The 16509-nt window shown below is 67.5% G+C and carries 17 protein-coding genes, 2 tRNA genes and 1 other RNA gene; 6 read left to right on the forward strand and 14 right to left on the reverse strand.

Annotated features, from left to right (window positions below):
- The first annotated feature begins 52 nt into the window (after window positions 1-52).
- Window positions 53-247: a DUF6324 family protein gene (locus VK682_RS06855; RefSeq protein ID WP_089850205.1), complete on the forward strand. Its 195-nt coding sequence runs from the start codon at window positions 53-55 to the stop codon at window positions 245-247.
- Window positions 248-253: 6 nt separating this feature from the next.
- On the opposite strand, the gene VK682_RS06860 is transcribed toward VK682_RS06855, so the two are convergent.
- Window positions 254-730 carry an MmcB family DNA repair protein gene (locus VK682_RS06860; protein ID WP_230795362.1) on the reverse strand — a complete coding sequence of 159 codons (477 nt, stop codon included), beginning with the start codon at window positions 728-730 and terminating at the stop codon, window positions 254-256.
- A gap of 106 nt (window positions 731-836) precedes the next feature.
- Between VK682_RS06860 and VK682_RS06865 the strand changes: the two genes are divergently transcribed.
- From VK682_RS06865 to ssrS, 3 genes are all read left to right on the forward strand, one after another.
- Complete coding sequence (locus tag VK682_RS06865; protein ID WP_230795363.1) at window positions 837-2174, forward strand: AAA family ATPase; 1338 nt, start codon at window positions 837-839, stop codon at window positions 2172-2174.
- Window positions 2171-2929 (forward strand): COG3904 family protein, encoded by a 759-nt coding sequence (locus VK682_RS06870; protein ID WP_230795365.1) that lies wholly within the window; start codon window positions 2171-2173, stop codon window positions 2927-2929. The genes VK682_RS06865 and VK682_RS06870 overlap by 4 nt, the downstream gene beginning before the upstream one ends.
- 53 nt (window positions 2930-2982) lie before the next feature.
- A non-coding RNA gene (gene ssrS / locus VK682_RS27325) (6S RNA) lies at window positions 2983-3138 on the forward strand.
- A 71-nt stretch (window positions 3139-3209) separates the two neighbouring features.
- On the opposite strand, the gene VK682_RS06875 is transcribed toward ssrS, so the two are convergent.
- The 5 genes from VK682_RS06875 to rlmB all read right to left on the reverse strand — a co-directional run bounded on the left by VK682_RS06875 (window position 3210) and on the right by rlmB (window position 6776).
- Window positions 3210-3515, reverse strand: a complete 306-nt coding sequence (locus VK682_RS06875; RefSeq protein ID WP_230795366.1) for a hypothetical protein — start codon at window positions 3513-3515, stop codon at window positions 3210-3212.
- A gap of 239 nt (window positions 3516-3754) precedes the next feature.
- Window positions 3755-4237, reverse strand: a complete 483-nt coding sequence (nusB, locus tag VK682_RS06880; protein WP_089850168.1) for a transcription antitermination factor NusB — start codon at window positions 4235-4237, stop codon at window positions 3755-3757.
- Window positions 4234-4785, reverse strand: a complete 552-nt coding sequence (locus VK682_RS06885; RefSeq protein ID WP_089850170.1) for a 6,7-dimethyl-8-ribityllumazine synthase — start codon at window positions 4783-4785, stop codon at window positions 4234-4236. The genes nusB and VK682_RS06885 overlap by 4 nt, the downstream gene beginning before the upstream one ends.
- Window positions 4785-5909, reverse strand: a complete 1125-nt coding sequence (gene ribB / locus VK682_RS06890) for a 3,4-dihydroxy-2-butanone-4-phosphate synthase (RefSeq protein ID WP_230795368.1) — start codon at window positions 5907-5909, stop codon at window positions 4785-4787. Before ribB ends, VK682_RS06885 begins: the two co-directional genes overlap by 1 nt.
- 87 nt (window positions 5910-5996) lie before the next feature.
- Window positions 5997-6776: a 23S rRNA (guanosine(2251)-2'-O)-methyltransferase RlmB gene (rlmB, locus tag VK682_RS06895; protein ID WP_089850175.1), complete on the reverse strand. Its 780-nt coding sequence runs from the start codon at window positions 6774-6776 to the stop codon at window positions 5997-5999.
- Between the two features lie 127 nt (window positions 6777-6903).
- On the opposite strand from rlmB, the gene VK682_RS06900 reads away from it, so the two are divergent.
- Window positions 6904-6987: transfer RNA gene (locus VK682_RS06900), tRNA-Tyr, on the forward strand.
- Window positions 6988-7165: 178 nt separating this feature from the next.
- Here VK682_RS06900 and VK682_RS06905 read toward each other — a convergent pair.
- From VK682_RS06905 to VK682_RS06940, 8 genes are all read right to left on the reverse strand, one after another.
- Window positions 7166-7462 (reverse strand): hypothetical protein, encoded by a 297-nt coding sequence (locus VK682_RS06905; RefSeq protein WP_089850177.1) that lies wholly within the window; start codon window positions 7460-7462, stop codon window positions 7166-7168.
- A 178-nt stretch (window positions 7463-7640) separates the two neighbouring features.
- Entirely contained in the window at window positions 7641-9143 is a 1503-nt protein-coding gene (locus VK682_RS06910) for a tripartite tricarboxylate transporter permease (protein ID WP_089850179.1), read from the reverse strand.
- A 7-nt stretch (window positions 9144-9150) separates the two neighbouring features.
- Window positions 9151-9597 (reverse strand): tripartite tricarboxylate transporter TctB family protein, encoded by a 447-nt coding sequence (locus tag VK682_RS06915; RefSeq protein WP_324781599.1) that lies wholly within the window; start codon window positions 9595-9597, stop codon window positions 9151-9153.
- A gap of 6 nt (window positions 9598-9603) precedes the next feature.
- Window positions 9604-10584 (reverse strand): Bug family tripartite tricarboxylate transporter substrate binding protein, encoded by a 981-nt coding sequence (locus VK682_RS06920; RefSeq protein ID WP_230795370.1) that lies wholly within the window; start codon window positions 10582-10584, stop codon window positions 9604-9606.
- A 1065-nt stretch (window positions 10585-11649) separates the two neighbouring features.
- Window positions 11650-11913: a hypothetical protein gene (locus VK682_RS06925; RefSeq protein ID WP_230795371.1), complete on the reverse strand. Its 264-nt coding sequence runs from the start codon at window positions 11911-11913 to the stop codon at window positions 11650-11652.
- A gap of 332 nt (window positions 11914-12245) precedes the next feature.
- Window positions 12246-12791: a YaeQ family protein gene (locus VK682_RS06930; protein WP_230795372.1), complete on the reverse strand. Its 546-nt coding sequence runs from the start codon at window positions 12789-12791 to the stop codon at window positions 12246-12248.
- Between the two features lie 181 nt (window positions 12792-12972).
- Window positions 12973-13049: transfer RNA gene (locus tag VK682_RS06935), tRNA-Arg, on the reverse strand.
- A gap of 494 nt (window positions 13050-13543) precedes the next feature.
- On the reverse strand, window positions 13544-14641 hold the full coding sequence (locus VK682_RS06940) for a CaiB/BaiF CoA transferase family protein (protein ID WP_089845699.1): 1098 nt from the start codon (window positions 14639-14641) through the stop codon (window positions 13544-13546).
- 253 nt (window positions 14642-14894) lie between these two features.
- On the opposite strand from VK682_RS06940, the gene VK682_RS06945 reads away from it, so the two are divergent.
- The gene (locus VK682_RS06945) at window positions 14895-16385 is read left to right on the forward strand and encodes a fumarate hydratase (protein WP_230795373.1); all 1491 of its coding nucleotides are present in this window, start codon (window positions 14895-14897) and stop codon (window positions 16383-16385) included.
- Window positions 16386-16509: the final 124 nt, after the last annotated feature.

Genomic DNA, 16509 nt, shown 5'->3' on the forward strand with positions numbered 1-16509 from the left:
AAAGCCCAAGCGCGGCTTTAAGGCCGCTGCAGGCACCCGGACGGAGGCGATCATGGGGATCAACAGCGAACGCGACATCGAAGCCAACCTGCAGATCGGTCCCACCGATCTGGGCATGGTGCGGCTGTTCATCTTCGCCGGGGACATGGAAATCCCGATGGATTTCGACCCCGAAGAAGCCGAGGAAATCGCCGAGGAACTGCGCGCCGCCGCTGCCGCCGCGCGCAAGGTCAAGCCGCGCCGCTGACCCCGTTCAGCCCCAGGCGTCCAGCCGCGCCTCGGGGTCGCGCAGGGCCTGCAGCCGCCGCGCCGCATGCTGCGCGAAGCGGCGGGTCAGCGCCGTGCGCCGCGCCCCCGCCAGCCGCACCTCGGGGGCCATGCGCAGAATCTCTGCATCATAGGCATCCGCGATGAGGAGCCCGGTGCCGTCGGGCAGAAGCTCGGTCGGGAACATCTCGTCCACCGCCCAGAAATACCGGTCGCACCAGTCCAGATAGCCGGTCCATTTGCCGTCCGACAGGAAGTCGGCGCGCGAGCTTTTGCACTCCACCACCCAGATCTCGCCCTTGGGCCCCAGCGCCATCACATCGACGCGGCGCCCGCGTTCGGGCACAAATTCCTCGACCACGGCAAAACCGAGGCTGGCCAGATGGCGGCAGACTCCGCGCGCCAGCGCTTGGCCGGGCATCTGCGGAACGGAGGGCGGGGGCATATCTTCAGCAAAGCTCATGCACAAATTATGAACAGGTCGTGAACGAATGCAAGCCGGGCGCCGGACCCTCTTTTTTGAGCGCGCGCGACGCTTACCTGTTGACGCAATGCAGCAAGGGGCCCGCATGACACAGGACACACGATCCCAGACCGCGCAGGCGCGCGGCATCCGCCATGCGCGCGATCTCGAGGCGCATCTGACATGGCTCGACAGCTTTTCCGGCACGGCGCTTGGCGTGCTCTCGGTGGCCTCGGGCATCTACACCTATCTTGGCGTCTCCTCGCTGCTGGAGGAAAACGGCGCCTTTGCGGTCTTCGCCGCCATCGCCTATTCCGTCGCGGTCTCGGTGGGCATCTTCGTCTTCTGGTCCTACATGATGCGGCTGTTTCCCGCGATCCGCACCGCCCGCGCCCGCGCCGGGCTGCTGGGGGCCATGGCGCTGGGATCCCTCGCCATCGTCGCCATGTCCTCCTGGCTCAACGCCGCGGCGCTGGCAGGCTCTGCGGCGGTGGAACAGCATCTGGCCAAGACCGTGCAGGATTATCAGGGCGCGCTGGAACGCACCCATGAGATCGCCCTGACCGGGCAGGCGCTGGAACGCGACGTGGCAAGGGTGCGGCAAAGCTTCGAGGATCTGTCCGAACAGGAGGCGCAGGGCTCGCTCTCCGGTCTTGCCGGGCGCGGCGCGGTGTTCCGGGTGCTGCGGCAGAAGGCGGCGGAGCTGACCGCGCTGGAGGCACAGATCGCTCAGCAGACCCCGCTGGTCAACGAGGCCTTTGCCCGGGGCAACACCATCCTGTCGCGGATGCGCGCGCTGACGGTAGAGCCGGGGCCGGTGGAGCCGCGCTCGGTCGAATTTTCCGAAGCGGCGGTGGAACTGCAGGGGCTGATCGCGCAGCTGCGGCAGCTGTCGGTGGCGCCGCTGGTGGAACGCGCGGCGCAGGATCTGGCGGCCTCGGTGGTGCTGCCGGAACTTGACGGCCAGAACGAGACCGACCGCGGCAATCAGGCCGCCACCATCACCTCGGTGCTGGAGGTGCTGGCGCAGCGGGCCACCACGCTGGAAGGGGCCGCGCAGAACGTGCTGGCGCTGCAGCCCGCCGCCGAAGTGACCTATACCCCCGTTTCCGCCGCCGATGCGGTGATCCTTTACGCCCGCAACTTCGTGCCGTCCTGGGCCGGGGCCATCGCCATCGACCTGCTGCCCGCCGTGCTGGTGCTGATCCTTGCCGTCACCCATGGCGCCATCCGCGAAGGCCGCGACGGCGCCGCCATCGAGGACACGCTGACGCTCGCCGAACTGCGCGCAGCGCTCCATGCCATGCGCGATGTCGAAGAGACGATGGCGGCCATGCCCAAGGGCCCGCTGCCCGACCCTGCCGCAGAGCCCGGGCCGGACCGCACGGCGCCGCGCATGGGTCCGGTGGCGCCGGAGCCGCCGGCGGACCGGGGCGCCGCATGAAGGCGCCGACCATTGCCCGCGTGCTGACCGGCGTGCTGGTCAGCCAGCTTGCCCTTGGCGCCTTTCTGGTGATCAGCGATCTGGCCGGGGCGGGATTCCGGATGCCGCAGTTCGGGCCCCAGACGCCGCGCCTGTCGGATCCGGTGCGCCCCGGCGACCAGCGCCGCACGTTCAGCCCCGACCGCGACCTGCCGCCGCTGTCGCCGCTTCGCACGCCGGGCGACCTGCCCGACCGTCTGACCCTGACCCAGATCGAGGGCGGCACATGGCGGCTGGAGGGCGGCATCGCCGCAGGCGACGGCGCCCGGCTGATCGAACAGATCGACGCCGCCGCACCGCCGGTCGAGACCTTGGTGCTGCAAAGCCCCGGCGGATCGGTGCAGGACGCGCTGGCGCTTGGCCGCCACCTGCGCGAACAGGGCATCGCCACGCAGATGCTGGAGGGGGAGTTCTGCTATTCCGCCTGCCCCTATCTTCTGGCCGCAGGCAGCCCGCGCCGCATTGCCGAAGGCGCCGCCGTGGGGGTGCATCAGCATTATTTCGGCGAAAGCACCCTGCTGCCCGCCTTTGTCGCCGTCTCCGACATCCAGCGCGGTCAGGGCGAGGTGATGGTCTATCTCGACGAGATGGGCATCGACCCCATGGTGATGAGCCATGCCATGACCACACCCGCCGATGAAATCTACATCCTGCTGCCGGAGGAACTGGCCCGCTACGGCTTCACCGAGGCCGAAACCGAAGCCGCCGCCAACTGAATTTTACCGGCCCCCTTGCCGAAGCCACGCGCAGCCCCTATCTCGCGATCAGGCGGGTTCTGGGCATCTCGTGTAGGGTTGCATTCCGGTGGCCTTAAGCAATTCCGAGGGAGTTGGCTCTGTCCGGGCCCTGGTTCGGTTACCTGACGCCCACCTGTATATACAGGTCCTCGGGAATGAGAGAACCCCACGGATGTCTCGGTTCCCGCCACTTATCCCTTCCCCAAGACACAGAAAAGCGCCCCTTGGGGCGCTTTTGTCGGTCTCTGGGGCAGCACCGTTACAGCAGGCGGCGCTTGCGCGGCTTCTCTGCCCGCACGGGGATCGGACGCAGCTGCAAGCGCGCGCCACCGGATCCGCCTTCGTCTTCGCCCATGCGCATGACGCTGATCGCGAACTGCACGCTGCCGAAGACCAGCCCGTTGAACAGCCACAGCAGGGAGACCGCCAGCAGCCCCGCCTCCGAATGGCTGACCAGATGCTGCAGGTTGGCCACGTTCTGCCACAGCAGCAGGCCGGTAAAAAGGCTCGACAGGGCGAAGCCGGAAACGCATTGCGTGATATAGAGCCGCACAAGCCGGGGCATGTCTCTCTCCTCTGATCCTTGCATGAAGCGTAACGCGTCATCGCCACTTGGCAAGCCCGACGCGACGTTCAGGTCTCGGAATCAGCATGAAAGAGATGTGACGCGCCCGCAAGGCGCAAATGAGCGCATCCCCCTGCCCGCCCGGACGGCGTTTTGCCTTCTTCTTGGTCAAAATATCCCGGGGGAACGGCGCGGCACGCGCCGTGGGGGCAGAGCCCCCTGCCCCAGCCCGCCCCAGCTCAGAACGCTTCGGGCCTGGCCTCGCGCGCCATGTGATCCAGAACCGCGTTCACGAAGCTGGGCTCGCGGCCATCGGGGAAAAACGCCCGCGCCACGTCGACAAATTCGGAAATGACCACGCGCGGCGGCGTGTCGCAGGCCACCAGTTCGGCCCCCGCCGCGCGGAACAGGCCGCGCAGCGTCGGATCGATCCGGTCGATGGGCCATTTCGCCACCAGCGCCCGGTCGGTCATCTGGTCGATGCGCGCCTGCCAGTTCACCGCCTCCGAGACGAGGCGCGTGAACAGATCGACATCCCCTTCCATCAGATCCACACCCTCTTCGACTTCGGCGCCAAAGCGGTAGTCGATGAACTCGCGCGTCACCTTCTCGGCGGTCTGGCCGGACAGCTCCATCTGGTAAAGCGCCTGCACGGCATAAAGCCGGGAGGCGGATTTCATCTGGCGCTTGCGATTGCCGGAAGGCGCGGCGGGCGTGGTCATGCGGTGTCTTTTCCTCTGGAAGCGCCCGCAATCTGGATCTCGTCGCGGGCGGGCACGAATCCCACCCCCTTGCGGGCGCCGCCCCACCTACGGGCCAGCGCGACCAGATGCAAGGCCGCCGCCGCCGCACCGCCGCCCTTGTTCTGGCCTGCGACCTCGGCGCGCACCTGCGCCTGATCAAAATTCTCGACGGTCAGGATGCCGTTGCCGATGCACAGCCCCTGCAGCCCCAGCAGGGTGATCCCGCGCGAGCTGTCATTGCAGACCGTGTCGTAATGGGTGGTCTCGCCGCGGATCACGCAGCCAAGCGCCACGTAGCCGTCAAAATCCGACAGACGCTCGGCGATGCCGATGGCGGTGGGGATCTCCAGCGCGCCGGGCACCTCGACGGTTTCGTGAAACCCGCCCGCCGCCTCGATCTCGGCGCGGGCCCCGGACACCAGCGCATCGGCGATGTCCTTGTAATAGGGCGCCACCACGATCAGGATCTTCACCGGGCGGTCGAATTCGGCGCGCGGCAGGGTGTAATGCGTTTCGGTCATGGCCATCAGTGATCTCCGATTCTGCGGGTTCCGGTGATGACCAGCCCGTAAGCCTCCAGCCCGACGATGCGGGGGGTCGGCGAATTGGTCAGCAGCACCAGTTTCGACAGGCCCAGCGAGGACAGGATCTGCGCGCCCAGACCATATTGCCGCAGCGTGCGCGGCGACACGTCGTCATGCAGTTCCAGCTTCATCGAGGTGTCGCGCAGCAGAACGACCACGCCGCGCCCCTCTTCGGCCACCGCCCGCATGGAGGCGCGGAATTCATCCGCCCGTCCGCCCGGCCCGGTGCCCACGATGTCCAGCATCGGATCCAGCGCATGCATCCGCACCAGCACCGGCGCGTCGCCGGAAATATCGCCCTGCGTCAGCACGATATGCTCGTCGCCATGGGACTGGTCGACATAGATGCGCATATTCCAGTCGCCGCCGAATTCCGACCGCACCACCTCTTCGGAGCGCACCCGCACCAGATTGTCGTGGCGGCGCCGATAGGCGATCAGGTCGGAAATCGTGCCGATCTTCAGCCCGTGTTTCTGCGCGAAGCCCACCAGTTCGGGCAGGCGCGACATGGTGCCGTCCTCGTTCATGATCTCGCAGATCACGCCCGCGGGGTTCAGCCCCGCCAGCCGCGCCACGTCCACCGCCGCCTCGGTATGGCCCGCGCGCACCAGCACGCCGCCATCCTTGGCCCGCAGCGGGAAGACATGGCCGGGGGTCGCGATGTCCGCCGCCCCCTTGGAGGCGTCGATCGCCACCTGAATCGTCCGCGCCCGGTCCGAGGCGGAGATGCCGGTGGTCACGCCCTCGCGCGCCTCGATGGAGATGGTGAAGGCGGTTTCATGCCGGGACGAATTGTTGACCGACATCAGATGCAGGCCCAGTTCGTCGATCCGCTTGGAGGTCATGGACAGGCAGATCAGCCCGCGCCCATGGGTCGCCATGAAATTGATGGCATCGGGCGTCGCCCATTGCGCGGGGATCACCAGATCCCCCTCGTTCTCGCGGTCCTCGTGGTCGACAAGGATGAACATGCGCCCATTGCGGGCATCTTCGATGATCTCTTCCACCGAAGAAATCGCGTCCTTCCAGTCTTCCTGAACCGGACCCGGCGTTTCGTAATCCGTCATGGCGCCTCTCGCTTCTGCCCCTGCCAGATACGTCAGCGCGCCCCGAAAGACTAGGGCGCAAATTGTGCGCGCACGCGCGCGTGGCGTTCAGGGGCGCGCGGCATAGAGCGCCACCGCGGCGGCGTTCGACACGTTGAGCGAGCCAAATCCCCCCGCAAAATCGATGCGCACCAGCTGGTCCACCGTCTCTTTGGTCTTCTGGCGCAGGCCCGGCCCTTCTGCCCCCAGCACCAGCGCCACGGCGCGGTCGCGCCGCCCGTCCAGCGCCGCCTCGATGCTGGTTTCCGCTTCACCGTCGAGCCCCAGCACCACATAGCCCATGGCCTGCAGCGCGGTGATGGTGTCGGCAAGGTTGCGTTCGCGCAGATAGGGCTGGCGTTCCAGCGCACCCGAGGCGGTCTTGGCCAGCGCCCCGGTTTCGGGGGCGGCGTGATGCTGCGTGCCAATCACCGCCTGCGCGCCGAACACCTCGGCAGAGCGCAGGATGGCGCCGACATTATGCGGATCGGTCACGCGGTCCAGCAGCACCAGCCGCGGCGGGCGGATGCCATCCCCCAGCGCCACGTCCTGCAGGCGCCCCCAGTCCAGCGGCTTGACCTCCAGGGCGGCGCCCTGATGCACCGACTGCGGGTCGAGCGGCGCGCCGAATTTGCGCGGGTCGTGAATCTCTGGCGTGATCCCCGCCCCTTCCAGCGCATCGGCGAGCTTGGTCTGGGCGTTCAGCGTCAGGATCAGCCGCAGCTTTTCCCGGCGCGGGTTCAGCAGCGCGTCGCGCACCGCATGCAGGCCGAACAGCCAGACGGTTTCCGCCGCCCCGGCCTTTTTCGCCTGTTCCTTTTCCACCACCCATTTCGGTTTTTTGACCATGGCCTGCGTCCTTGTCCTGAGCCGCGATCTCTGCATCGACAGCCTGCGGGCTGCAAGGATTTTTCCTGTTGACGCCGGATTGGCCCGCAGGTAATCACCCCGCACACCGGCGGTGCCGGTGGAAAGTGGGCGACAGGCCGCAAGGTGTGGCAGGGGACTGTAACTCCCTCGCGGAGACGCACGCCTGGTTCGATTCCAGGGTCGCCCACCACTTTCCCTTAGAAGTCAACAAGATGGCGCTGCGGCGCAGACACCCGTCGCTGTCGCAAGGCGGCGTGCGGTCGCCTGTCGCCAGCGCTGCGCAAAGGCTGGCGCGTGGTGCGCTGTCCATCCCCCCGCCTTTCGGCAGACCCGCGCGGCGATCTGCACCCCCGCGCGGCCTGAACGCGTTACTGCGCCGGTTCGGGGCAGTTCTTTGCCCGCGCGACCTGCTGTGCCTCGCGGATATAGGCCTGCGTGGCGGGTGCGTTGAGCGGGTTAATATAGCCCATGCGCGCGCTGGCCATTTCACGGGCCAGTTCCTCGCAGCTTTGCCCCTCGAACCGGCTGCGGTTTGCCGTGGCCGACATCTTTCCCGCCACCGCATTGCCCGCCACCGCCGTGCCCACCGTCCCCGCGACGCTTGAACATCCGGCCAGCCCAAGGGCGGCGCCCGTAATCACAATCGCAAAAAGGCAAGATTTCATAAGGCATACTCCGTGAATGGCTTTAAAGAGCACCAGCCATGCCCGCTCCGCCCGCCAGCGTCTCCCCCCTGATCGGGGGTGATTCACAAGCTGCCCCTTTTCAACAAATGCCAAAACGCCCGCCTGACGCGCCGCCTTGCCGCGTCAGGCACGAGCCCGCGATTCGCCTCTCGGCGCGTCAGCGCGCCGGGATGGCTCTGCGCCGCCGCCGCACCCACTGGACCAGCGACAGGAGCAGCAGACCCGCGATCGCCACCACAAAGGCAGCCGAGATCGGGCGTTCAAGGAACACCATCGGATCGCCCCGGCTGATCAGCAGGGCGCGGCGCAGGTTGGTCTCGATCAGCGGACCAAGCACGAAGCCCAGAAGCAGCAGCGCGGGATTGAACCGGGCCAGCGCCAGAAGATAGCCGGCAAGGCCGATCCCCGCGACGGCCACGATGTCATAGGTCAGGCCGCGCACGGAATAGACACCAAGGCAGATGAAGATCAGGATCGCGGGATAAAGCCAGCGGAACGGGATGCGCAGCAGCGCGACCCAGACGCCGATCAGCGGCAGATTAAGGATCAGCAGCAGCAGGTTGCCGATCCCGAAACTTGCGACGAGCCCCCAGAACATCTCTGGCCGTGCCTCAAGCATCATCGGGCCGGGCTGCACGCCATGGATGACCAGCGCGCCCAGCATCAGCGCCATGATCGGATCGCCGGGGATGCCCAGCGTCAGCGTGGGAACAAAGGCGGTGATCGCGGCGGAGTTGTTGGCCGCCTCCGGCCCGGCCACACCTTCGATGGCGCCATGGCCAAAGCGTTCCGGGCGGCGCGCGATGCGCCGCTCCATCGCGTAGCTCAGGAAAGACGACAGGGTCGACCCGGTCCCCGGCAGCGCCCCGAAGAAACTGCCCAGCCCGCTGCCGCGCAGGGAGGGAAAGACCATGCGCCTGAGATCGTCGCGGGTGGGGGCCATCTGACGGAAGCCGATCTTTTCTGTCACGGCCTGACGTTCGGGATCGCGGACATTGCCGATCACCTCGGCCACGCCAAAAAGCCCCATGGCCAAGGCGACAAGGTTCACGCCGTCCAGAAGCTCGGTCTGCCCGAAGGTGAAGCGCATGGCGCCCGAATTCACATCGGTGCCGATACATCCCAGAAGCATGCCAAGCACGATCATCGCAAAGCCCTTGGCCGGGCGGGCGCTGCCGATGGTGGAGGCGGCGACCAGCCCCAGCACCATCATCGCCGCATAATCCGCCGCGCCGAACGCCACCGCGACGCGCGACAGCCAGCCCGCCAGCAGGACCAGCACGACGATGCCGATGATCGATCCCGCGAAGGATGACACCATCGCGGCAAAAAGTGCGGCCCCTGCGCGCCCGTCGCGCGCCATCGGATAGCCGTCAAGCGCTGTCACCGCCGATTGCGGCGTGCCGGGAAGCCGCATCAGGATGGAGGCCACGGCCCCGCCATACTGCGCGCCGTAATAGACCCCCGCCAGCATGATGAGCGCGGCTTCGGCAGAGATGTAATAGGTGATCGGCAGCAGCAGCGAAATCGCGGCCATCGCCCCGATGCCCGGCAGCACGCCGACAAAGGTGCCCAGCAGCACCCCCAGAAGGCAGAAGATCAGCACCCCCGGCTGCAGGGCGAAGTTCAGCCCGGTGACAAGCCCTTCCCAGGTTCCCATGCGCGCCTCAGATCGAGACCGGCCAGAGCGGCAGCGACATCTGCAGCCCGGTGCGGAACACCAGAACCGTCAGCAGCGTCACCACGCCCGCAAGCACGAGCCGCCATGTCACCCCGCGCCGCGGCGCGGGCAGCGAGGCGACGAGCACGCCAAGGTAGGCCGCGATGACCAGCCCCAGCGACCTCAGACCAAAGCCGAAGACAAGGATCGAGGCCAGCACGGCAAGCGCGGACCATGGCTCGACCGGCACCGCCTCCCCGGCCCGGCGCAGGGCAGGCACCGCCACGATCAGGCCGATGCCCGTCAGCAAAAGCCCGAGCCCCACGGGAAAGGCGCCCGGCCCCATCTGCCTGAGCGAACCCAGATCGTAATGGAGCAAGGCCCAGCCCGCCGCCCCCGCGCCGATCAGCGCAAGGGCGAGGCCGCCGAAGATGTCGGTCCAGTCGCGCTGCATGCCTGCTTACTGCGCCTCGATCCGGTCGATCACCCCGCCCCACATCTGGGTGTCGGCAGAGATGCGTTCCTGCATCTGCTGCGCGGTGCCGGGGGCCGCCTGCCAGCCGATGGCCAGAAGCTGCTCCTGAACACCCGGATCCGCGAGGATCTCGGTGATCTCGGTGGTCAGCCTTTCGACCACCGCCGCATCGGTGCCCGAGGGCGCGATGAACCCGTTCCAGAGTTCGGCCCGGAAATCCTCGGCAAAGCCCGCCTGACCCGCGATGACCGGAACGTCGGGCGCCTGTGCGGAAGGCTCCGACGAGGTGATCCCGAGGATCCGCATGTTGCCGCCCTCCACATGCGGCATCGCTGCCGACGGGGCCATGAAGCCTGCATCGATCTCGCCGCCCATGATCGAGGTGGTGACCTCGGCATAGCTGGTGAAAGGAATATGGAGCATCGTCACGCCCGCCTCATCGGCAAAAAGCTCTGCCGTCAGATGCGCGCCCGACCCCTGCCCGACCGAGCCATAGGCGATGGCTTCCTCCTCGGCCCCGGCTGCCGCAACGAAGCCTTCCAGATCCTCAAGCCCCGACTGGCTCGACACGGCCAGCACCAGCGGCGAGGTGGCGATCAGCGTGACCGGCGCGATGTCGGCGGTCACGTCAAAGCCGGTATCACCCATCATCCGAAGCGCGGTGGTCAGCGGGCCATTGATCGTGGTGCCGAAGGTCAGATCGTCGTCACCGGCATTGGCCAGCATCTGCTGGATGCCGATCACCCCGCCCGCGCCCGGACGGTTCTCGATCACGACGGGCTGGCCCAGACGTTCGGCCAGCGGTTCCGTGATGATGCGGGCCAGCGTGTCGGGCGACGAGCCTGCGGGGAAGCCGACATAGACATGCAGCGGCCCGGTGGGCCAAGCGTCCTGAGCAAATGCGGGCGCGGCAGCAAAAGCCAGCACGCATCCGAACGCCGCGCGGCGCGGGATGTGGGTGGTCATGGGCAGGTCTCCTCCTATTTTGCGCGCAACGAACACTAACTTGGCGCACAGGGCAATACCTGCAGACCCCCGCGCCCCGGACTTTCCGTGCAGAGCCGGGGCGGCGCCATCACGGATCTGCGTGATTTCAGAATGAACCGGTCAGCTTCGCGGGGTCAGACAAAGCGGGTCGCCGATCCCGGGGCGGGACGGACACCAAGGGATCCATTGCCCCCGCTTAAAGGCTGATCCCCCCAGGAAACCGCATCGCACCGGGATTATGACCAGCCCGAAATGTGGCGTAGCCCCCGAAATCGGGGAAAGCCCGGCAAGGTGACGCAAGACAGCGCAGACGCCTCTCGGTCCGTGACAAAAGGGACCCGCCTCGGGACGCGACAGTGCGGGTCACCGGCATGGCAGGCGGCCTTGCCAGCCCGATAGCGGAGCCTGCCATCCTGATCGGGCTTCTCCTCCCGGGGATGCGTGAGGCTCCGGAGGGGCTGCTTCACCGCCTTGCCACCCGGGCAGGTGAAGACATCGCTGCGGGCATCATAGGTGACGTCACCGCGCTCCGACATCCCGTCCCTGCGGCCTGACGTGTCGAATACCGGGATATGGGCCGCGCTGCCGGTCCAGCCAGTCCAGCCAGTCCAGCATGACGCCGGAGCCACAGGCGGTGTCCGCGATCAGCCGGTCGGGCGCGATGTCAAAGGTCTCGTTCGCCCGGTCGATCAGGGCCGCACCGATCCGTCCCCGGCCAGCCGGATCGACCGGCGGCTTCCACGTCGAGGATCACGCCATTGCCTGTGTCGGTCAGATGGCTGGTGGAACAGGCAAAATAGGCCTCCCCCCGCGCCGGTCCATTGCGAATCCGGATCAGACTGCAAGGTGGCCTCGGCCCGACCGGGTTCGCTGGCATCATCAAGCGCTTCGCGACGCGCCCTGACAGCCCGAGGCGCATCTGCGGGATCGATGCTGTCGGGCTGCCTGTCCAACCTCGGCCTCGGCCTGCATGATACTGGCATCGGCGGCGAAGTGCTGGCCGCTGGCCAAGCGCTCTGCGAGAAAGTGCCACGACCGGGCCGGTCAGATCAAGGCGCGGAACCAGCGGCAGGCAAGGTTGAGGTGAACTTCCCCGCAGGGGCGACGCTTGGACCGTTCGATGCGCTTGCACGGCTCCACATTCGCCTCTGACCCCATGAGGCAACCGGCCAGCAGCACGCGGATCAACAGTTCCGGATCAACTGGCGGGCCATCCGGCGGAACCGTGGAAAGGCGCCATGTGCTGCCACATGCCTGCCGGGTCGGCGCATCGCTCAGCCGATCTGAACATGTGGTCAGGCGGGACATGCGCTTCGATCAAGGTCTCACAGAACCGAACACCGTGCTCAAGCGGCCGGGGCCCATCTTCGCCCTCCACCTCAAGCTGCCGCAGCCAAATTGCATCGGTGGGTGGCCCTGAAGGCATGCCATGTTCTTCACCGGAACGGGCACGAAGCTGCCATGCGGCGGCGGAGCCGGTCATGCCTTCAGCGGTGTCTGCCGTCCGTCGCTGTCGGCCCCCGGGCTGCCGGTGATCCAAGTGACCGGCACTGCAGTGCAGCTTGACCCATGCGGACATGTTCGTGCCAAAACGGACGAGCGCCCCCAAGCGCCTTGGTCCGGCAGCGGGCTACGGCAAGCTAGGCCGCGCCCTTCCACGAGTCTGGCGCAATGTAGACGACGCTCTCATCGACGCTGACCATCACCTCGCCGTCCTGGATATTGACTTGCAGCTTCATCGCGCGGCTGGCCAGCTTGGCAAGGGCTGCAGTGTCGGTTTCGGAGAAACTGATCACCCGCAGATTGTCGAAACGGGTGGTGCCGTTCTTCACCTTGTCCCACCAGATCTCGGCAGTCCTGCCGCCATAGGGGTAGACAATCACCTTCGCGGCTTTGCTGCAGGACTGACGTATGACCTTTTCGCTCGGGAGCCCGAGCGCCACCCACACATCGATCTCGCCGCTCAGGCTCTTCTGCCAGATGTCGGGCTCGTTATCCGTCGACAGTCCCTTGGTCAGCTCCAGATGCTCGTGAGCATTCAGGGCAAAGGCGACGATACGGACCATCAGCCGCTCATCGGTCTCCGAAGGATGCTTGGCAACGGTAAGTTTATGGGTCTCGTAATAGTGGCGATCCATGTCCGAGACCGACAGTTCGATTTTGTAGATGGTGGCATTCTGCGCCATGTGCGTCCCAGCCCTTCCAAGGATCGGGCTGCCTACCGCGTCCGGTCCTCCTTGGGAAGCAGATATAAGGGCCGCGGATGACCTCCCCATGAACGAGGCCCCACCTCCGCCGCCGCGCTGAACGAGAGGTGGTTGACCGATCTCTCCCTCATCAGGCGCTTGCAATGGGATGGAAGGGCGGTGGCGATCCCGGGAGGACTCGAACCCCCAACATCCTGATTAGAAGTCAGGTGCTCTATCCAGTTGAGCTACGGGACCGCTGCCGCCTGTCGGGTGCGGGACCTGCGGGGCGGTCTGCGCCCGGCGGGTTGCCGACACCTCGGTCTGGACGGGTCCGAGGTCGCAGAGTCTGTGACTCTTGTCAAGAACCCGCAACCGCGTCCCCCTGCCCCAAACAGCGACCTTGCCGGGGGTGCGGTCCAGCAGCCGCAGGGCGGTTGATCATCTGCCCGTCACGGCGCGCGGTCTCCTCGCCCGCCGCCGCCACCCGCCGGGCCCGGTCGCGTTCGGCCTCGGAGGGGAGGACGCGGGGGGATGCACATCTTGCCGCCCGTCGCCAGTTCGCGGCCATGGGCCGCATCCCGCGTCGCCAAGCTGCAGCGTGACCCCGTCCAGCGGCGGCACGATCCCCGCCAGTCACGCGCAAGTTCGCAGCGCCCGCTGAGCAGCGTCGTTTCCAGATCAACGATCCGCCCCCCGCCGCCTTGGCAAAGGGCTCCGTCCGGTCAGCGGGGCGACCAGCGGCGGCAGGGTCATGGCAGGCTCTCTCCGACGGCGGGCACGGCGCGATAGGCGCGCGGCGCCTCGGCCACGCGCGGCGCAGGCGCGGGATAGCGCACCGGCCCGCCCGGGGTCTGCACGGTGATGCGGCGCAGATGCGGGTGGCTGGACAGGCCCGCCATGTCATTGACCCGTGCCAGCGCCACATCGGCCTCGCGCAGCCGCGCCTCGGCCTGATCGGCGGTCAGGGTGGCAAAGGCCTGCGCCACCAGCGCGTCGGTCTGGTCGCGATGGGCCACGCGGGCCACGTTGGTGGCGAAACGCGGATCGGTCCCAAGACCGGGCTCCCCTAGAAACACCTCCGCCAGCTTGCGCCATTCCCGGTCGCTCTGGACCGAGATCAGGATCAGCTGCCCGTCGGCGGTGGAAAAGGCGCTGTAGGGTGAAATCGACGGATGCGCCATGCCCACCCGCTGCGGGCTGCTGCCCGCCTCGTGGTTCAGCAGCGGCACGGTCAGCCAGTCCGCCATCACGTCGAACATCGACACCGACAGCGTGGCCCCCTGCCCGGTGATGCCGCGCGCGATCAGCGCCTCCAGAATGGCGGCATGGGCGGTGGCCCCGGTCGCCACATCGACGATGGACATGCCCACCCGCGCGGGTTCGGACGGCCCCCCGGTGATGGAGCACAGCCCGGATTCCGCCTGTATCAGCAGATCATAGGCCTTGCGGTCGGCCAGCGGCCCGCCCTCGCCATAGCCGGTGATGGAACAGGTGATCAGCCGGGGATGACGGTTCCGCAGATCCTCGGGGGCAAAGCCCAGCCGGGCCAGCGCGCCGCGTTTGAGGTTCTGCACCAGCACATCCGCACCCGCCACCAGATCGGCGAACCGGGCCTTGTCGGCGGGATCGGTCAGATCCATCACCACCGAGGATTTGCCCCGGTTCAGCCAGACAAAATAGCTGGACTGCCCGGCGGCGGCAGTGTCGTAGCCACGCGCAAAATCGCCCTCGGGGCGTTCGATCTTGATGACCTCCGCCCCGGCATCCGCAAGGCGCGAGGTGGCAAAGGGGGCGGCAACCGCCTGTTCAACGGCCACGACCCGCAGGCCGGTCAGCGGCAGGGTCATGGCCGCCTCCGGAATTCCCGCCGCTCAGGCGTCGTCAGAACCGTCGTCATGCACTCCTCCGCTCAAGGCTGGTCCCATGGCGGTGCCGCCGCGCCATCCGGCCCCGCCTCGTCCCGCAGGGCCAGTCTACGCAGCGGGCGGGGCGCGCAAAAATAGCAAGGCGCGCTAGAGGCGATAGGTTTTGCCTTTAGCCCCCCGGCTTTGCCTGCCGCCTGCCGCATGGCAGTCTTGCCCCATGCAAGGGAGGGGCAGAATGCCGGCCATCACCGAAAGCCACGTCACCGACAGCATCGCCGAGGCGCTGCAGTTCGTCGCCTGCTACCACCCGCCCGATTTCATCGCCGCCCTGAGCCGCGCCCATGCCGCCGAAGAAAGCCCCGCCGCCCGCGAGGCCATCGCACAGATCCTTGTCAATTCGCGGATGTGCGCGCTGGGGCAGCGCCCGATCTGTCAGGATACCGGGGTGGCCAATGTCTTTGTCGACATCGGCGTGCAGGCCCGGCTGGACTGGCACCGCCCCCTGCAGGACATCGTTGATGACGCCGTGCGCCGCGCCTACCGGCTGGACAGCAACCCGCTGCGCGCCTCGGTGGTGCGCGATCCGTTCGACAGCCGCCAGAACACCGGCGACAACACGCCCGCGATGATCCAGACGCAGATGGTGGCGGGCGACCGGGTAGAGATCACGGTTTCGGCCAAGGGCGGCGGGTCGGAAAACAAGACGCGGTTTGCGGTGCTGGCGCCTTCGGCCTCCGTGGCGGACTGGGTGGTGGAGCAGATGCGCGGCATGGGCGCGGGCTGGTGCCCGCCGGGGCTGCTGGGTCTTGGCATCGGCGGCAGCGTCGACAAGGCCATGGCCATGGCCAAGGAGGCGCTGAACGATCCCATCGACCTTGACGCCCTGCGCGCCCGCGGTCCGCAGTCCGCCGCAGAGCGCCTGCGGCTGGAAATCTGCGACCGCGTGAACGCGCTTGGTCTGGGCGCGCAGGGGCTGGGCGGGCTGACCAGCGTTCTGGACGTAAAGATCCGGCATTTTCCGACCCATGCAGCCTCGCTGCCGGTTGCGCTGATCCCCAACTGCGCGGCGACGCGGCATGTGTGCTTCACGCTTGACGGCACGGGGCCTGCGCGGTTCACCCCGCCGGATCTGGCGCTCTGGCCGCAGATCACGCTGGAGACGGCGGCGGCGCAGGCGCGCCGCATCGATCTGGATGCGCTGGATCAGAGCACGCTGGACAGCCTGCAGCCGGGCGAGCGGCTGCTGCTTTCGGGCACGCTGTATACGGGGCGCGACGCGGCGCACAGGCGCATGGTCGATCATCTGGACCGGGGCGAGGCGCTGCCCGTCGATCTGCGCGGGCGCGCCCTCTATTACGTGGGCCCCGTCGATCCGGTCGGGGCGGAGGTGATCGGCCCCGCCGGTCCCACAACCGCCACGCGCATGGACCGCTTCACCGACCGGATTCTGCGCGACACCGGGCTGAAGGTGATGATCGGCAAGGCGGAACGCGGCCCCGAGGCCCTGCGCGCCATCGCCGAACATGGCGCGGTCTACATGGTCGCGGTCGGGGGCGCCGCCTATCTGGTGGCACAGGCCATCCGCGAAGCCACGCAGGTGGCATGGCCCGATCTGGGAATGGAAGCGATCTATCGCTTCCGGGTGGAGGACATGCCGGTGCTGCTGGCCGTCGACACGCAGGGCCGCTCCATCCACGAGATCGGACCCAAGGCGTGGCGGCGCTGAGTCCGCGCCCCTTGCGGCCATAGCCCCCGGCTCTGGCGCCAAGACCGGAAAGATATTTCCGCCCCGCCCCGCGCCGCGCCAGACTTCGGCCCGCAGGGCGCACGGATCCGCCGGACCGCAACGG

This window comes from Salipiger marinus (genome assembly GCF_035481585.1).
Lineage (GTDB): Bacteria > Pseudomonadota > Alphaproteobacteria > Rhodobacterales > Rhodobacteraceae > Salipiger > Salipiger marinus.

Excerpts from the sequence above, each read along its gene's own strand:
- VK682_RS06855 (WP_089850205.1), top strand. The coding sequence starts at position 53 with ATGGGGATCAACAGCGAACGCGACATCGAAGCCAACCTGCAGATCGGT.
- VK682_RS06860 (WP_230795362.1), bottom strand. The coding sequence starts at position 730 with ATGAGCTTTGCTGAAGATATGCCCCCGCCCTCCGTTCCGCAGATGCCC.
- VK682_RS06865 (WP_230795363.1), top strand. The coding sequence starts at position 837 with ATGACACAGGACACACGATCCCAGACCGCGCAGGCGCGCGGCATCCGC.
- VK682_RS06870 (WP_230795365.1), top strand. The coding sequence starts at position 2,171 with ATGAAGGCGCCGACCATTGCCCGCGTGCTGACCGGCGTGCTGGTCAGC.
- VK682_RS06875 (WP_230795366.1), bottom strand. The coding sequence starts at position 3,515 with ATGCCCCGGCTTGTGCGGCTCTATATCACGCAATGCGTTTCCGGCTTC.
- nusB (WP_089850168.1), bottom strand. The coding sequence starts at position 4,237 with ATGACCACGCCCGCCGCGCCTTCCGGCAATCGCAAGCGCCAGATGAAA.
- VK682_RS06885 (WP_089850170.1), bottom strand. The coding sequence starts at position 4,785 with ATGGCCATGACCGAAACGCATTACACCCTGCCGCGCGCCGAATTCGAC.
- ribB (WP_230795368.1), bottom strand. The coding sequence starts at position 5,909 with ATGACGGATTACGAAACGCCGGGTCCGGTTCAGGAAGACTGGAAGGAC.
- rlmB (WP_089850175.1), bottom strand. The coding sequence starts at position 6,776 with ATGGTCAAAAAACCGAAATGGGTGGTGGAAAAGGAACAGGCGAAAAAG.
- VK682_RS06905 (WP_089850177.1), bottom strand. The coding sequence starts at position 7,462 with ATGAAATCTTGCCTTTTTGCGATTGTGATTACGGGCGCCGCCCTTGGG.
- VK682_RS06910 (WP_089850179.1), bottom strand. The coding sequence starts at position 9,143 with ATGGGAACCTGGGAAGGGCTTGTCACCGGGCTGAACTTCGCCCTGCAG.
- VK682_RS06915 (WP_324781599.1), bottom strand. The coding sequence starts at position 9,597 with ATGCAGCGCGACTGGACCGACATCTTCGGCGGCCTCGCCCTTGCGCTG.
- VK682_RS06920 (WP_230795370.1), bottom strand. The coding sequence starts at position 10,584 with ATGACCACCCACATCCCGCGCCGCGCGGCGTTCGGATGCGTGCTGGCT.
- VK682_RS06925 (WP_230795371.1), bottom strand. The coding sequence starts at position 11,913 with ATGTCCCGCCTGACCACATGTTCAGATCGGCTGAGCGATGCGCCGACC.
- VK682_RS06930 (WP_230795372.1), bottom strand. The coding sequence starts at position 12,791 with ATGGCGCAGAATGCCACCATCTACAAAATCGAACTGTCGGTCTCGGAC.
- VK682_RS06940 (WP_089845699.1), bottom strand. The coding sequence starts at position 14,641 with ATGACCCTGCCGCTGACCGGCCTGCGGGTCGTGGCCGTTGAACAGGCG.
- VK682_RS06945 (WP_230795373.1), top strand. The coding sequence starts at position 14,895 with ATGCCGGCCATCACCGAAAGCCACGTCACCGACAGCATCGCCGAGGCG.